This window comes from Microcoleus sp. PH2017_35_SFW_U_B, from assembly GCF_020737865.1.
Classification (GTDB): Bacteria; Cyanobacteriota; Cyanobacteriia; order Cyanobacteriales; family Microcoleaceae; genus Microcoleus.
The window spans coordinates 24096-38878 of sequence record NZ_JAEQDE010000052.1 but is presented as its reverse complement, the minus strand read 5'-3'; the positions used below and the strand labels follow the sequence as shown (position 1 = coordinate 38878).

The following is a 14783-nucleotide window of genomic DNA, read 5'->3' as shown; positions in this document are numbered from 1 at the left end:
AAACCGCGTCTACACAGACAAAACCCACTAGAGAGCGGGTTGAAGAATGGGCGTTTAAAATTAGGTTGTTTTCTTCAGTCTCGTGTTGCGCGGACGAAAGTTTTTGTAGACGCGGTTTCAACCGTGCGTCCTATCTATTGGGTCATCTACGCGCCGGCTGGAATAATAACCTTTAATCTCGGAGTTAAAAAATCGGCCTGTAGAATCAGCTTCTTGCAGATATTCCCAAATTTCCGGTTCTACGTCGCTGTATTGATAGACTGACCCGCTGCTAAATTCTATTTGCAAAACTTGAGCCTCTTCATTGTATCCGATCGCGCTAGCCATTGCCGAATCAACCGGCATCATAGCAATGGGTTCGTCGGCTGGGGCAATTTCTGTTAATTCAATACCGCCACTGAGTTCGGTAGAATCTGTATTGGCGATGAAATCAACCATGTGCAGGCCGTGCATTGCAGCTTCGGGTGCGGCAATTTCGATAAATTCGAGGCATTCCCCGCGATCGATCAACAGTCCTAGCTGGCCGTTAGAGTGACCGACTGCTAAGACATTGCTCAAGTCTATTTTGGATAGTTTCATGGGTTTTGTCAACAAGGATTTGTTTTACGTCAATATTTCCCGATCTTTGCAAGTTTCTGTGTCGAGGAAATAGTGGATTAATTAATAGTTTAGCCTGTATTGCCTAAAAAGTCAATTAACGTATCTTTTATGTGTAAAGTGTGCATTTAGCATCCTAATTTGGTATGATTTGTCTGTTGCTTAAGGAAATTAGACCTCTTCCACTCCTAAGCTTTCCTACCCTAAAATTATCTGCGTTTATATGTATTTATCTGCCTGAAATCTGCGGTTTGTGTGTCGATCGCAGACTTATGCAAGAGCTGTATTGAGCAAGGTTCGCCATAAGCACCCTACTTTGATAAGATGTGTCAGCTTCTTAACGAAACTTGACAATAAATTAAGAATTATTGCCATAAAACAAAGGTAAAGTTGTGGCAATGGCGAGTCAAAGCCCAACCAGCAAAAGCGTTTGAGGATTTTTCCCATCTGTAAATCTTCAGAAAGTTACTATTTCTAAAGGATTCATCTGGTGAGAAAATCTCAAACAACCTTAAAATTTAGCAGTAATCGCCCGATCGGGCAAATCTCAACCAGCATAAGGGAAAATACCTATGAAATTGGCTTATTGGATGTACGCAGGCCCAGCCCACATCGGCACTCTGCGCGTTGCGACTTCCTTCAAAAACGTCCACGCGATCATGCACGCACCGATTGGAGACGACTATTTTAACGTGATGCGATCGATGCTGGAGAGGGAACGGGACTTCACTCCGGTAACTACCAGCGTGGTTGACAGACACGTACTGGCGCGGGGCTCGCAGGAACGGGTGGTGGACAATATCACCCGCAAAGACAGAGAAGAGCACCCCGATTTAATTGTACTTACCCCGACTTGCACCTCCAGCATTCTGCAAGAAGACTTGGAAAACTTTGTTAACCGAGCTCAATTGGATGCCAAAGGCGATGTGATGCTGGCGGATGTTAACCATTATCGGTTTAACGAACTCCAAGCTGCCGATCGGACTTTGGATCAAATCGTCCAACTTTACATTAACAAAGCTCGCAAAAAAGGCGATTTGGAAGGTAAAAGCGAAAAACCATCGGTGAATATTATCGGTATGTCTACGCTGGGTTTCCACAACCAGCACGACTGCACCGAGTTGAAGCGTTTGATGGCAGATTTGGGAATCGAAGTCAACGAAGTTATTCCCGAAGGTGCTTCGGTTCACAACTTAAAAAGACTGCCGCGCGCTTGGTTTAACCTTGTTCCTTATCGGGAATTGGGGATGGCAGCCGGGGAGTATTTGCAAAAAGAATTCGGCACGCCGATGGTGGATATTACGCCGATGGGTGTGGTGGAAACTGCGCGCTGCATTCGGAAGATTCAGGAAGTTCTGAATGCTCAAGGTGCGGATGTTAATTATGAAGAGTTTATTGACCAACAAACGCGGTTTGTGTCTCAGGCTGCTTGGTTCTCAAGGTCGATCGACTGCCAAAACTTAACCGGCAAAAAAGCCGTCGTATTTGGCGATAATACGCACGCTGCGGCGATGACGAAGATTTTGGCTCGCGAGATGGGTATCCACGTTGTGTGGGCAGGAACCTACTGCAAACACGATGCTGATTGGTTCCGGGAAGAGGTAAAAGGGTATTGTGATGAAGTGCTGATCACGGAGGATCATGGGCAAATTGGGGATGCGATCGCCAAAGCAGAACCTTCGGCGATTTTCGGCACGCAGATGGAACGCCACGTGGGTAAAAGGCTTGATATTCCGTGCGGTGTGATTGCTGCGCCGATTCACGTGCAAAATTTCCCGATCGGCTACAAGCCATTTTTGGGCTATGAAGGCACAAATCAGTGCGTAGATTTGGTCTACAATTCCTTTACTTTGGGCATGGAAGACCACTTGCTAGAAATCTTCGGCGGCCACGATACTAAGGAAGTTATTACCAAGGGAATTTCGGCTGATTCTGATATGAATTGGACGAAGGACGGACAGGCAGAATTGAACAAAATCCCCGGTTTTGTGCGCGGGAAAGTCAAGCGGAATACTGAGAAGTTTGCTCGCGAGCGCGGTATTGCTCTAATTAATGCTGAGGTGTTGTACGCGGCCAAGGAAGCTGTCGGCGCGTAGTTACGCAGTACGGGGCATCTCTTGTAGATGCCCTTGCTTATTTATGAAATTTCAGATAAAATGACGGAAGATAGCAATCTACTTTGGACGAGCCGTTCATTCAATAATGTTCCAATACGCCTCACCAAAGAGCGATGGCAACATATCTTGAAAGAACACCCTGAAATGCAAGCTCAATATGAGCGAGTTTTAGAAACTTTAGAAAATCCCGATCTGATTCAAATAGATGACGTTACAGGCGGATTACTAGCCCTACGCTTCTATCCATTGATTCCCGAAAGTAGAAAATTTGTGGTAGTGGTGTATCTAGAAATAAATGATTCTGATGGATTTATCACAACAGCTTACCTCAGAAGACAGCCATCATCAAATAAGCGAATAATATGGACACAACAGTAAAAATTCTCGAAGACTCCACAAATATTACAGGTTTTTACGATAAGGAAGCGGATGTTCTCTATCTCTCGCTGGGAGAACCGCGAGAGGCTGTAGCTGTGGACATTAGCGATGGAGTTATCGCCCGCTATAATGAGGATAGTGAAACAATTGTCGGCATTACTTTAATTGGGTTGCGGCAGCGGGTATTGAAGGAATTAAATCGGAAACTGCACGTATTACCTCATCCAAATGGGTGGGCGGTGACTGAGGAAAATCTAGAGTCAAGTGAGAAGGTGTTTGCTACTCAGGAAGCAGCTTTTAAATATGCCGTTGGTTTGGCAAAAGCTCGATGGCTTGAGGTGGTAATTTATGATGAAAATGGAGAAGTTCGGGAAACTATAAATCCAGCGATAGATGCGTTATTGCAGCGTAGAATCGATCGCCCCGAATCTGACGGAGAGAAGCGGGAATGTTTAGAAATTGTTTAGATGTAGGGAAATAGATACCTGTGACCAAAGGAAGAATATATCAAATTAGTTAGGTGTGGTTTTCTGTGATGCTCGTAAATTCTTTCAATGCTGCATCAAGCCAGTGTTCGTACCACTGAAAAAAGGTAAAGTGCTTTGGGATATCAGCACGAGGCTCTTGCTCGGGATCGTGAAGGTGAACGGCATAGCCAAAGGGACAATATGATGGAGAATTGCTTTCCCAAATCCAAATTTCTCCGCAATACTTACCGTTGAGAACAAGCTCCCCATAAATATCGCAACCGTAATGTGTTAGCAACAGGCTACCACCGTCAGGAATTTTTTTCCATTCGGCGAGAAACTTCTTGTAAGCTTCCCATTCCTGCTCTGAATCGAGCTTTGAAGTGTCAATCGATCCTAAACCTAAAAATGGTTCAACGAGGGGAAAGGGCTCTTTTAGATCCGACGTTAAATTTGTCTCGGTGAGCTTCCGCATCCCCAAACCAGGGCCTGCTGGGCCTTCTCCAAGCTCGCGGAGAAATAATCGGTATTCTTCTGGGAGCTTTACCTGGGCACGAGCTTCCCAGTTGGCGATAAATTCTTCCGACAAGGGAGGGGAAAGCTGATACTTGTGGTGTTCGACCTGCATCACCCATAACTTGGTGTCGTGCTCTCGGAGTTGTGCCAACTTTTCTTTAATTCGTTCGATCGCGCTCATAACAAACTTCTCTCTTGCCTGCTAATTATTCACTAAGCTACTCATTTGTGTCACGGCTATTTTTTCCTGAGTTAACACGATCGCCCTTATTCAGTTTAACACGAGGGAGGAGCGATCGCCCTTTTCAAAGCAAGTGCGATCGCCCATCTGAAAAATTGCTATAATATCAAATGAGCCAACCTTGCTCTCAGTGAAAAAATATGTCAACCCCTACACAAACTCCCCAAACAAGCACCCTTGAGATAACTATCAATCAGGAACAAAAAGAACTGTTAGAAAAAGCAGCTACCCTGTGGGGTATTAGTCTGAGCGAATATCTGCTCGAAGTTGCTCTAAATCTAGCCCAAGAAATGCCACTTAAACCAGAACCGATCGTTCTTTCCGAACCAAATTGGAAAATTGTTACCTCAGCGATAGAAAATCCACCAGCACTTAACTCTAAGCTGAAAGCAGCGATCGAAAGGTATCGACAAAAATACAATCGCAAATAAATAATGGAATGGATTTTTTGCTCTATAGATGATAGGGTAAATTGCTACAATAAAATTAGTCGATCGCTATTTGGTAACAAAACAATGTCAACAGCAAGCGACACCCAAACAAAAATAGAGTTAACTCTCAGCCAATTTGACTAAAGTGCTTGAATAAATAAGAAAGCGATCGCCCTTATTCCACCTCACTCTCTTCTGGCTGATTCTCCGCCTCATCTTCCGCCGCAAAATCCACCTTCTCATAGACATCAGCCAGTGGCACTTCAACTTGAAAGAAATTAAAAACTAGCGCCGCATCTTCCTCATCGTACTGATGGTACGACCACCGCTTGTTAGCCAACTTACAATACTGTTCTACATAAACCTGAGATTGGTCAATCAGAATATACTCTTGAAATGCCGGCAGCGTTTGATAAAACTTAAATTTATCACTGCGATCGTAAGCTTTCGTAGATTTCGATAAAACTTCCACAATTACTTGCGGATTCATCACCGTATCCTGGCGATTATTGTAATACTCAGGTTTACCCGGAATTACCATCACATCGGGATAAGTATAAAATCGCTTTTTCGGCAGCCACAAACGCACGTCACCGAAGAAAACTCGATAGTCCTGTTTTTTGAGCCCAAGACTTAATGCAATATAAATATTGCCAGCGATTTGATTGTGATTTGTAGTTCCGCCTGTCATGGGAATAATTACTCCATCGCGATACTCACTTTTGTACTCTGCTGCTTCTTCCAGGGCGAGATATTCTTCGGGAGTGAAGTAGCATTGTGCTGTTGGCTGTTCTGTTACTTGTAGAATAGCTGTCACGGTTTTTTCCCCAACTCAATTGATATCTTGCATCTAGTTTAACATTGCCCTAAATTGCGGGCGGGCAGGATGCCCACCCCACAACAAAACTCATTCTTTGTGGAACAGGCATCTTGCCTGTTATTGAAAATAGTGCAACATATGCGATCGCCCTTCTCAAACAAAAAGCGATCGCACTTCAATAACTCGCAACCAAAATTAGTCGATCGGATCGAAAACTAAAGTCAATCTCGCAGCCGGAAGCAGTTATTTGATCGCACGCAAATGACCCTCTGCATCAGACCAACTGCGAAAGCGACCGATAACGACCCTTTGCAGGTTCGGAAGCAAACGAACCACAATCCACGGCTTGAGACGTTTCTCATACGGCATAATAGTTGTATCTCCTTGTTAATTGGAGCCATAGCCAGTCCTTGCTTTCCATGGCGGGGGACTGGCTTTTGACTGTGTATTGATTGGATTAGAGGAATTATAACATAATAAGCCCAAATATGTGTCAATTCTTTTCAAGAACAGGGCAACAACACGATCGGGAGCGTAAGCTTGTACCATTAAAAGCGTTAGTAAACCAACAAATATTTACATTGAGCAAGCGCGTTCACGTTACGTTTCCTGATTACGTATATGAAGCTTTGGATCGATGGGCTGACAAACAAGGCCGATCCACGGCTAACCTGATAGCCTTTCTCGTGGAAACGGCTTTATTGGAAGCCCAACAAAAGGGAGAAGTACCCCCTGGGCCCGAAGATCCCAAAAGTGACAAGTAAAGAGTTCCCTCGTGGGTTACATTGGTGGCAACTTAAGTTCAAACCCATCGACAGACTGCTGTTTAAGTATTAAACTTAGATCCCCCCCCCTAGCTCGCCTTAAGAAGCTATGCTTTATAAACATCTTTCTTGACAATCTTGAAAGCTTTGTACAGCAAAAATTTCAGGAGAAGTTGTGACACAAGCCTTGACAATTTAACAACTTTATTTATTGAAAGCAGCTTGCGTTTATTGAGAATTGGCAATCGAGGAATAAGGGTTTGATAGCCTCGCTCGCGCTCGCTCTCAAATGTTAAGAAAAATCCTTATAACGCAGAGCTTCTTAAGGGGGGAACCGGAATCTTCTCAAAGTCCCCCTTCTTAAGGGGGATTTAGGGGGAACTCCTCGGAGTAAACAGTTTTAACCCAGGCGTATTGCGGTATACATCCCATGTCTATCGCAACTCGCCCATATTTCAACTAATCCCCAAAACCCAAAAAACCCTCCCCAACAAGGAAGAGGGAGGGCGCACATAAAATAGAGTTAGAAATTCAGGCTTTTGCAAAATTAACAATAATGAGTCACATCCTCGCCGCACTCATCGGCCAAATAACACAAAGCACGAAAGCGCAGCCCCACCACTTGCTCGTATAGCGGATTTAACTTGCACAGCGGCGGAATGTAAAATAAAGTGCGATCGCAAATTTTGACTTCCCGCTCAAACGGACACTGGCTGGGAATAAACTTGCACAGAAACCGAGCTAACTTTTGACTTTTAATTGCACTATTGTCAAGCCACTGTTTCAGCGGATTCAACAAGTCAAAGCGCGGCTTGTGGCCGTAAGGTTGAGGATTTGTAGCGACACTAACAGGGGTTTCTTCTTTGCCATGCCATACCCAAATTGGCAGAATTCGATCGGACTGTGTATTCTCAAATACGTTCATATTTCTCTGTTCCTCTTTTACAACGAGGTGCCAAGAACTCTTTGTAGAGCTTGTACGAGATTTTGTCTACAATAAGTACCTACAGCAGCTCGTTTTGCTTTACCGGATGAAACTTCTTGAATTAATGACTTGATCCGAGAAAAGTAGTTCCTGATTATTTTTGAGAGACGGTGTGCGATCGCAAAAGTGTCCTCATTGCCAGCCCAAGGATTTATCTATGGGGTAAAAACTCTGCCTTAAACCTTAAACCTTCAACCTTCAGTTAACTCTCCTTTTGTACTTCCTCTACGATAATGACGCATCGAGGTCAATAATTCCCTGCGTGAAAATGCGGAATTTTCAATCAAAGTTATAATAGTTTCAAATAAGCACGGCGCTGCAAAAAACCCTGAAACCCAGCGCCCACTGTCGCTGCGTGCGTGAATCGTAGCTATCCCGAGCGTGAATCGGCCAGAAACTCCTACAATTATAAATAATCGGCATTACCGCCCTCACCACCCATGAGCAACCCAGAAACCAAATCTATCACCCGCGAATTGCAAAGCCACGTCGCCATTCTCGGCGGCTTCGTCTCCCTCCTCTGGATTATTGAGATTCTCGATGTATTCATATTTCGAGGCGCGCTGAATTCCTACGGAGTCCGCCCCCGCAGCATCGACGGACTTGAAGGCATCCTATTCATGCCTTTTCTGCACGGCAGTTTTGCTCACTTAGCCGCCAATACCCTCCCGTTTCTGACATTTGGTTGGCTGATAATGTTGCAAGAAGTAAGCGACTTTTTTATAGTTAGTGCCGTTACTGTACTCATCAGCGGATTGGGAGTTTGGCTGACAGGCGCGCCCAATTCCGTGCACATTGGTGCCAGCGGATTAATCTTTGGTTACTTCGGATTTTTGCTATTGCGGGGCTTTTTTGAACGCAGTTTTACGTCTATTGCGATATCTTTAATTGTCGGTTTCTTCTACGGCGGTTTAATTTGGGGAGTTTTGCCCTCGCAGCCTGGAGTTTCCTGGCAAGCGCATTTCTTTGGCTTTGTCGGCGGCGTATTAGCAGCTCAACTTTTGGGGCGGCAGAAACGGCAAATCAACTAGGATAAGACTTATGCTGCATCGTATTATGACCTTAGGTACGTTGTTGCGCTTCAGCGCTCATTGCTATAGAAAAGAGCGCTGAAGCGCAACTACGTACCTTACAATTGCATCCCGAAAAGTAAGACTAACTGCTTACTAATAATTCTACTTGCGCCGGCAAGCACACAGTAAAAACCGAACCGCCACCTAACTGGCTTTGAACTTGCATATCACCGCCCATCATCAAACAAAAGTGACGGCTAATAGTCAATCCCAAACCCGTGCCGCCGTACTTGCGCGTAGTTGAGGCGTCACCCTGCATAAAAGCTTGAAATAAATGCTGCATTTGTTCGGGGGGAATCCCAATACCAGTATCAGCTACGCGGAAAATTATTAAATCGGAAGGTTCTGCTATTTCTTGAGTTGTTAAGCTGTCATGTTTAACTCTTTCAATGGACAGGGTAATAGTCCCGCCTTCGGTAAATTTTGCTGCATTGCTCAGCAGGTTGAGCAATATTTGACGAGTTTTGGTAATGTCAGCATACATCACTCCCAAGTCATTAGCACAATTAACTTCAAATTTATTAAATTTTTTCTCTACCAAGGGTTCGGCAGTAGAAACTACCTCGTCAATTAAATTAACCGGGTTGAAAGTTTCTAAATAAAGTTCCATCCGCCCCGCTTCAATTTTAGAAATATCGAGAATGTCGCTAATTAAAGATAGCAAGTGTTTGCCGGCAGTTTGAATTTTGTGCAAGTCTGGGATAAAATCTTCGCAGCCCAAATCCTCGGCGTCTTCTTTGAGCATCTCGCTGTAACCGATAATGGCGTTGAGGGGAGTTCGCAATTCGTGGCTCATATTGGCTAAGAATGAGCTTTTGGCTTGGCTGGCTGCTTGAGCGGTTTGAGCGACTTGTTGGAATTCTTCTGCTAGTTTGCGTTGGGTAATGTCTTCGGCAATGCCGACTATACGGTAAATTTCTCCTGTTTCGTTGCGGACTGGAAAAGCCCGATCGCGCACCCAGCAAACTGAACCGTCGGATCGCACTACCCGATACTCCTCATCATAATCCCCCTGCACCTGTTTTTCAAAGGCAGCCTTAACGCGATCGCGATCGTCTCGGTGAATAGCATCCCAAAAAGCCTCCGGATGTGACAGCAAACTCCGATAGCTTAAATTCCATATTTTCTCGCAAGCAGGGCTCACATAAATTATGTGCTTTTGATTCGGTTCTCTAATCCAAAATACCTCATGAATATTTTCTGCCAACTGGCGAAACCGTTCCTCGCTGGCGCGCAACTGATCCACAGCACGGTGAAACTCTGTCACGTCTTGAACCAGCGATGCCACCCCAATTATACAGCCCTCAGCATCAACCAAAGTCGTATTGTACCACTCGCAAAGAATAATTTTGCCGTCCTTTCTAATGTTCTCGTTAATGCTACTAATTCCTCCTTGATTAGTGAGCAAAGTTATAGATAGTTGCCTGACATACTCCTTAGCATTTTCAGGAACTATGAGATCTACTCCGTGGCGTCCCATTGCTTCCAAGCGATTGAATCCAAAAATTCTTTCTGCTGACAAATTCCAGTCCGCAACTTCAAAATTGAGATTCCATTCGATCGCCCCCAAAGGAGTTTGATAGAGGTGAAAAGCGAGTTTTTCCTGAGATAGTTTCAGAGAGCGAATTAATTGAGTTTTATCAGCAATCGCAGCTTCCACCCGCTCTTCGAGAGTAGTAAACGACTCTTCCAATTGATCTGCCATCGTATTAAAAGAGCGAGCCAGGACACCCACCTCATCCTCCCGCTCTACAGACGCCATCAAGCGGGGATCTACCGCCATTGAGTCCCATTCTCCCCGCGACAAAGCCTCCGCAGCCTTGCTCAGACGATGAATTGGCATGACAATCCACCTCGAAGTCACACATCCTAGAGCCGTCGCCAGCACCAAAGCACCGAAACAGAGCAAAATTGTGTAGCGAGTATTGGCGTTAATCGCTTCCATAAAATCGGCTTCGGGAACCGCCACTACAATCAACCAATCGAGGCCCCTCCTGTCTGAGAAGGGCGTTACCTGTAGAAATTGCCGTTGACCGTCGATGGTAAAATCTAACTGCTGAGAGCTGTCAATCTTGCTCAAATGCCCGAACCGTTGTGTCAAATAGCGGGCTGTCGATCGAATTAGAACATTTTTGCTATTCGCTGCCCCAATCCGTTGTGGAACGCCTTTGCTCACAATAAATGGCGCTTCTGGAGTTGAATTTGCAACCAATTCTCCAGACCTTTCGACAATAAAAGTTTGTCCTGATTTACCAATCTTCAGTTTTTCCAAAAATTGATGAATATCAGAGAGTGTCAAATCAGAACCAAGAATTCCAATCAGTTTATTATTCTTTCCGTAAACGGGTTGAGCAGCAGTAATTGCTAGTTTGGGAGTGTCAAAATAAGTATAAATTTTAGTCCATGTCGGCTTGCCAGCCCGCACCGGAGCTACATACCAAGGTCGGGTGCGAGGGTCGTAGTTAGGAGTAGTTTTTAAAAGCTTAGTTGCTTCGCCGAACTTAGACGGCGTGTAGCTGTGCAAATTATAGCCACTAGACTTATTAGAAATCCGAATTTGCAAATTGCCATCGTCAAGCCTTTCAACTCCCGTAAAAATTTTTTGTTCGGAGCCGAATTGAATGTAGCTAATTGTATTAAAGGTTTCGAGTTGTTTGGAGAAGTAGCTGAGTAAACTGGCTTCATCCTGCACGTTCAAAATACCCAGACGGATGGCATCGAGATTCAGTTGATTGATTTGGTGCGGCCTTTCGATATAACTATAAATGTGTTGCTGGATGCGCGATGTGACTTCGGCCCGCAGTTGCGCGGCAACATCGTTGACAGCTATGCGCCCGTGGCGCAGGGACAGCCACCCCGTCAGCCCCACCGCAGCGAAAGTCTGGATGGCAAAAGGCACTACAAGGACGAGGCGAATTGGCACTTGGCGCGACATTTTTAAAATATGGTCGCTCAGATATCTGATTGGCATATTGAAGCAGAAATATTACGAACCCACAAAGTTTCGGTAAAGTACAACCTGATGAGCGCAGATTTTGAATGAGACCGTTTTCTGTGGCAGAGTGCTGTTAAAAACTGGGAATCTGCCGCTACTAACTTAATTTTTAACGACTGCCACCGTTATCTTAGCGCGATCGCGTGCTTGGTCAGGGCGATCGAGATTAATGCAGTAAGTATAAGGAAGAAGGAAGAAGGAAGAAGGAAGAAGGAAGAAGACAGACACAGCAAGCTTGAGCTTGATTCATATTTTATGTTTAATTAGGTGGATTTACTTATCACTCCTGGAATGAATGTAGGCGCTGATACTATTTGAGATTTTACATTTGAAATTGGGTAGTTTGCGATCGCACTCCCAGCATCAGAAACTGTTTTTTTTCTCGCGTCTACTTCATTGCATCCGCCAGATGCACTAAACAAGCAGGTTTCTGAGAGTCGGAGCGCGATCGCAAGTTATAAATATTTACAATAAATTCACTTGATATCTCCACAACAAGCTACTTTTGATAGAGCGCAACTTAATTCCGGCTGGGTAGAATAAGTATAGTAGGATGCAACTAGCGGAGGCATGGATGATGAACGCAGTTATTGCTACTCTTGGCACTGCTCTCGGACTGAGCTCAATTTTGATCGGTTTGACCCCGGCGGTTATCGCCCAACAAAGGCTGCAACCAGCGCCCCAAAATTCAGAAACGACTTTATCAGGGGATTCCCTCAGAACTGTGGAGGACAGAACCGTAGACTCGGACTACCAAAACTTGATTGGTGAACGAGAAACGGCGGCTAATGCTGCTATTCGGCAGCGCAGCTTGGGGGATACATTTCGCCTCAAAATCGGCCCCGAATTGGAATTTATCACTACTCCTTCCGACGCCCAGCGCCAAGGAAATCCCGTTCCTCTCCAACCCAACGACAGTGGTACAGGAGCTGGAGTTCAGCTTCAGCTAGGACTTTAGCAATTTTGAATGAATTGATGTCAAGCAAACGAGCGATCGCACAGCCCGATTTTTGAGGCTGGGAGTTCTTGTGACTGCGATCGCTCGTTTCTCTGAATTTTATCACAAGTTTTGTGCGGCTTGTATCACAGGAGAGTCTTTATTCTCAATCTAGAATTGGGGCTATTAAACATCAGACGCATCCCAATTAGATACGTATCTTTACAATAGCGCATAAAACTGGCGGTGAAGGTCATGGGAAAGGCTCAACTAATCGATTATTTGCGGGGAGAGTTGGCGATATCGAATTCTGCGATCGCCGTTGCTCTGAGACACGATGAACAAGATGCCGGCCAACTGCCGATGGTTCTGTGGCAGTACGGGTTAGTTACCTTGGAACAGTTAGACCTGATTTTTGATTGGCTGGAAACTCAGTCGGCTTAATAATTTAAAATTCCGAATTTTAAAATATGGATATCTGATTCCAGATTTTTGAGAAATAAAGCTTACCAAAAGATTGGGTCTAGAACCCCGTCATTATAGGACGGCTTGAATTCAAAGTCTAAAGATTACTTTCCAATCAAGTTTATAGCTACAATTGCCCATAAGCGTCATAGAATAATTCCATGATTGTACTAGAGTTCAAGTTAAAAGGCAAGCCACAGCAATACCGGATCGTAGACGAAATGATCCGCACAGCTCAGTTTGTCCGAAACAAAGCTCTCAGATATTGGATCGACAATTCCAGAGTTAAACTATCGGATTTATACAAACAATGCGCCATCATGGCGAAAGAGTTTGAATGGGCCGGAAAACTTAACTCAATGGCGCGTCAAGCTTCGGCTGAGCGTGCCATTTTTGCTATTCAACGTTTCTTTTCTAATTGCCAAGCTAAGAAACCAGGAAAAAAAGGATACCCACAATTCAAAAAAAACACTCACTCCGTAGAATACAAAACTTCCGGATGGGCGATTTCCACCGACAAAAAATGTCTAACATTCACGGACGGTTTTGCGGCGGGTACCTTTAGGTTACTCGGTAGTCGAGACTTGCACTTCTATGCACCTACTGAGATTAAACGAGTCAGAGTAATTCGTCGTGCTGACGGCTACTACGCTCAGTTCTGTATCAATGTAGAGCGAACAGAAGAAATAGTTCCTACGGGGAAAACGATTGGCATAGATGTGGGATTGAACCATTTCTACACCGATAGTACAGGAGAAACAGTTCCAAATCCTCGGCATTTGCGTAAAAGTGAAAAAGCTTTAAAGCGGTTGCAGAAACGAGTTTCTCGGAAAAAGAAAGGTTCGAGTAATCGCAAGAAAGCGATAAATAAGTTAGGCAGAAAGCACTTAAAAGTCAGTAGGCAGCGTAAAGACTTCGCCATCAAGACGGCGTTGTGCGTAGTGAAATCTAACGATTTCGTAGCCTACGAAGACCTTCAGGTGAAAAATATGGTGAAGAACCATAAGCTTGCCAAATCAATTAGCGATGCAGCGTGGTCACAGTTTGCCCAATGGTTGCAATATTTTGGGAAAGTGTACGGTAAAACAGTAGTTGCTGTAGCACCTGGGTACACTTCCCAAGATTGCTCAAGTTGTGGCAATCGCGTTCAGAAATCCCTATCGGTCAGAACTCATATTTGCCTGTGCGGTGCGGTGTTAGACCGCGACCCCAATGCAGCTTTGAATATTTTGGCTAAAGGATTGAAAGCCCGTGCAGGAATTAATTTAAATACGGTGGGGCACACCGGAATTAACGCTTGGGAACAGACCGACCTCTACCCATTGGTGGTGACATCAACGGGCAAGCCGACTGGTTGAACCAAGAATCCCTGCGCGTTCAAGCCGGGGAGTGTCAAACAAACGGTCGTCTAAATAAAAGTATAGGGTTGAGTGTTGAGGTTGAGGTTGAGGTTGATTTTTTACCTTTGGGTAAGATCTAAATATGCGATAGGGACACAGCACTGCTGTGTCCCTATTGTTATGGCTCCAGACGCTATCAAACAAGCCCCAGCAACTTTTAGGTGTGCCGGGGCTTATTTCGATTTAATTTGGTGGCGGGAAGTGGATTTGAACCACTGACCTTCGGGTTATGAGCCCGACGAGCTACCAGGCTGCTCTATCCCGCGTCGCTTTATATCTCTGCTATTCTCAAAAATCAAACCCTGCATCCTCAAAGATTGCAGGGCTTGTTTCAAGTTGGTGGCGGGAAGTGGATTTGAACCACTGACCTTCGGGTTATGAGCCCGACGAGCTACCAGGCTGCTCTATCCCGCGTCGTTTTGTCTACTCTCTAATATAAACACATCTTTCTGGAAATTGCAACCCCTCAATCAAAAAAACTTTTGAGGTTGTGGTAGGGGTTGCTGAAATTGGCGAAGAAGTATCGATCGAAGAGGGAGAGAGGGGAGAGGGGGAGAGGGAGAGAGAGGGAGGGGGAGAGGGGGAGAGGATTTTTGG

Annotated in this window: 15 protein-coding genes and 2 tRNA genes; 10 read left to right on the top strand and 7 right to left on the bottom strand. The window is 44.9% G+C overall.

The features are described from left to right. Nucleotides 1–117: 117 nt before the first annotated feature. Nucleotides 118–579 (bottom strand): KTSC domain-containing protein, encoded by a 462-nt coding sequence (locus tag JGK36_RS15295; protein WP_293196898.1) that lies wholly within the window; start codon nucleotides 577–579, stop codon nucleotides 118–120. 590 nt (nucleotides 580–1169) lie between these two features. Here JGK36_RS15295 and bchB point away from each other — a divergent pair. The 3 genes from bchB to JGK36_RS15280 are packed head-to-tail and all read left to right on the top strand — an operon-like array spanning nucleotide 1170 to nucleotide 3559. Beyond that, entirely contained in the window at nucleotides 1170–2693 is a 1524-nt protein-coding gene (bchB, locus tag JGK36_RS15290) for a ferredoxin:protochlorophyllide reductase (ATP-dependent) subunit B (protein WP_293190538.1), read from the top strand. 27 nt (nucleotides 2694–2720) lie between these two features. Further along, nucleotides 2721–3092 carry a hypothetical protein gene (locus JGK36_RS15285; RefSeq protein ID WP_293190537.1) on the top strand — a complete coding sequence of 124 codons (372 nt, stop codon included), beginning with the start codon at nucleotides 2721–2723 and terminating at the stop codon, nucleotides 3090–3092. Further along, entirely contained in the window at nucleotides 3077–3559 is a 483-nt protein-coding gene (locus JGK36_RS15280; protein ID WP_293183289.1) for a DUF2188 domain-containing protein, read from the top strand. Before JGK36_RS15285 ends, JGK36_RS15280 begins: the two co-directional genes overlap by 16 nt. A gap of 49 nt (nucleotides 3560–3608) precedes the next feature. Here JGK36_RS15280 and JGK36_RS15275 read toward each other — a convergent pair whose 3' ends face one another. After that, nucleotides 3609–4256, bottom strand: a complete 648-nt coding sequence (locus JGK36_RS15275; RefSeq protein WP_293183287.1) for an SMI1/KNR4 family protein — start codon at nucleotides 4254–4256, stop codon at nucleotides 3609–3611. A 200-nt stretch (nucleotides 4257–4456) separates the two neighbouring features. Between JGK36_RS15275 and JGK36_RS15270 the strand changes: the two genes are divergently transcribed. Next, nucleotides 4457–4747: a DUF1778 domain-containing protein gene (locus tag JGK36_RS15270; protein WP_293183285.1), complete on the top strand. Its 291-nt coding sequence runs from the start codon at nucleotides 4457–4459 to the stop codon at nucleotides 4745–4747. 175 nt (nucleotides 4748–4922) lie between these two features. Here the strand turns inward: JGK36_RS15270 and JGK36_RS15265 are convergent, their stop codons facing one another. Continuing rightward, nucleotides 4923–5564, bottom strand: a complete 642-nt coding sequence (locus tag JGK36_RS15265) for a Uma2 family endonuclease (protein ID WP_293183283.1) — start codon at nucleotides 5562–5564, stop codon at nucleotides 4923–4925. Nucleotides 5565–5633: 69 nt separating this feature from the next. Here JGK36_RS15265 and JGK36_RS15260 point away from each other — a divergent pair, with 69 nt between their 5' ends. Beyond that, nucleotides 5634–5786, top strand: coding sequence for a hypothetical protein (locus JGK36_RS15260; RefSeq protein ID WP_293183281.1), 153 nt, complete (start codon nucleotides 5634–5636; stop codon nucleotides 5784–5786). Nucleotides 5787–6148: 362 nt separating this feature from the next. Further along, nucleotides 6149–6331: a hypothetical protein gene (locus tag JGK36_RS15255; protein ID WP_293156875.1), complete on the top strand. Its 183-nt coding sequence runs from the start codon at nucleotides 6149–6151 to the stop codon at nucleotides 6329–6331. A gap of 547 nt (nucleotides 6332–6878) precedes the next feature. Here the strand turns inward: JGK36_RS15255 and JGK36_RS15250 are convergent. Further along, on the bottom strand, nucleotides 6879–7256 hold the full coding sequence (locus JGK36_RS15250; protein WP_293183279.1) for a Mo-dependent nitrogenase C-terminal domain-containing protein: 378 nt from the start codon (nucleotides 7254–7256) through the stop codon (nucleotides 6879–6881). A gap of 500 nt (nucleotides 7257–7756) precedes the next feature. Between JGK36_RS15250 and JGK36_RS15245 the strand changes: the two genes are divergently transcribed. After that, nucleotides 7757–8347 carry a rhomboid family intramembrane serine protease gene (locus JGK36_RS15245; RefSeq protein ID WP_293183277.1) on the top strand — a complete coding sequence of 197 codons (591 nt, stop codon included), beginning with the start codon at nucleotides 7757–7759 and terminating at the stop codon, nucleotides 8345–8347. Between the two features lie 124 nt (nucleotides 8348–8471). On the opposite strand, the gene JGK36_RS15240 is transcribed toward JGK36_RS15245, so the two are convergent. Further along, nucleotides 8472–11360 (bottom strand): PAS domain S-box protein, encoded by a 2889-nt coding sequence (locus tag JGK36_RS15240; RefSeq protein ID WP_293183275.1) that lies wholly within the window; start codon nucleotides 11358–11360, stop codon nucleotides 8472–8474. A 598-nt stretch (nucleotides 11361–11958) separates the two neighbouring features. Here JGK36_RS15240 and JGK36_RS15235 point away from each other — a divergent pair. The 3 genes from JGK36_RS15235 (at nucleotide 11959) to JGK36_RS15225 (ending at nucleotide 14144) form a co-directional block, all read left to right on the top strand. Next, complete coding sequence (locus JGK36_RS15235; RefSeq protein WP_293183273.1) at nucleotides 11959–12342, top strand: hypothetical protein; 384 nt, start codon at nucleotides 11959–11961, stop codon at nucleotides 12340–12342. A gap of 234 nt (nucleotides 12343–12576) precedes the next feature. Then, complete coding sequence (locus tag JGK36_RS15230; protein ID WP_293183271.1) at nucleotides 12577–12765, top strand: DUF2949 domain-containing protein; 189 nt, start codon at nucleotides 12577–12579, stop codon at nucleotides 12763–12765. Between the two features lie 182 nt (nucleotides 12766–12947). Beyond that, a complete protein-coding gene (locus tag JGK36_RS15225) occupies nucleotides 12948–14144 on the top strand; it encodes a transposase (protein ID WP_293183269.1) in 1197 nt (398 codons plus the stop codon). Nucleotides 14145–14375: 231 nt separating this feature from the next. Here JGK36_RS15225 and JGK36_RS15220 read toward each other — a convergent pair. Continuing rightward, nucleotides 14376–14452: transfer RNA gene (locus JGK36_RS15220), tRNA-Met, on the bottom strand. A 71-nt stretch (nucleotides 14453–14523) separates the two neighbouring features. Then, a tRNA-Met gene (locus JGK36_RS15215) sits at nucleotides 14524–14600 on the bottom strand. Between the last annotated feature and the right edge of the window lie 183 nt (nucleotides 14601–14783).

Excerpts from the sequence above, each read along its gene's own strand:
- JGK36_RS15245 (WP_293183277.1), top strand. The coding sequence starts at position 7,757 with ATGAGCAACCCAGAAACCAAATCTATCACCCGCGAATTGCAAAGCCAC.
- JGK36_RS15280 (WP_293183289.1), top strand. The coding sequence starts at position 3,077 with ATGGACACAACAGTAAAAATTCTCGAAGACTCCACAAATATTACAGGT.
- JGK36_RS15230 (WP_293183271.1), top strand. The coding sequence starts at position 12,577 with ATGGGAAAGGCTCAACTAATCGATTATTTGCGGGGAGAGTTGGCGATA.
- JGK36_RS15235 (WP_293183273.1), top strand. The coding sequence starts at position 11,959 with ATGATGAACGCAGTTATTGCTACTCTTGGCACTGCTCTCGGACTGAGC.
- JGK36_RS15275 (WP_293183287.1), bottom strand. The coding sequence starts at position 4,256 with ATGAGCGCGATCGAACGAATTAAAGAAAAGTTGGCACAACTCCGAGAG.
- JGK36_RS15250 (WP_293183279.1), bottom strand. The coding sequence starts at position 7,256 with ATGAACGTATTTGAGAATACACAGTCCGATCGAATTCTGCCAATTTGG.
- JGK36_RS15295 (WP_293196898.1), bottom strand. The coding sequence starts at position 579 with ATGAAACTATCCAAAATAGACTTGAGCAATGTCTTAGCAGTCGGTCAC.
- JGK36_RS15240 (WP_293183275.1), bottom strand. The coding sequence starts at position 11,360 with ATGCCAATCAGATATCTGAGCGACCATATTTTAAAAATGTCGCGCCAA.
- JGK36_RS15285 (WP_293190537.1), top strand. The coding sequence starts at position 2,721 with ATGCCCTTGCTTATTTATGAAATTTCAGATAAAATGACGGAAGATAGC.
- JGK36_RS15225 (WP_293183269.1), top strand. The coding sequence starts at position 12,948 with ATGATTGTACTAGAGTTCAAGTTAAAAGGCAAGCCACAGCAATACCGG.
- JGK36_RS15270 (WP_293183285.1), top strand. The coding sequence starts at position 4,457 with ATGTCAACCCCTACACAAACTCCCCAAACAAGCACCCTTGAGATAACT.
- JGK36_RS15260 (WP_293183281.1), top strand. The coding sequence starts at position 5,634 with ATGCCCACCCCACAACAAAACTCATTCTTTGTGGAACAGGCATCTTGC.
- bchB (WP_293190538.1), top strand. The coding sequence starts at position 1,170 with ATGAAATTGGCTTATTGGATGTACGCAGGCCCAGCCCACATCGGCACT.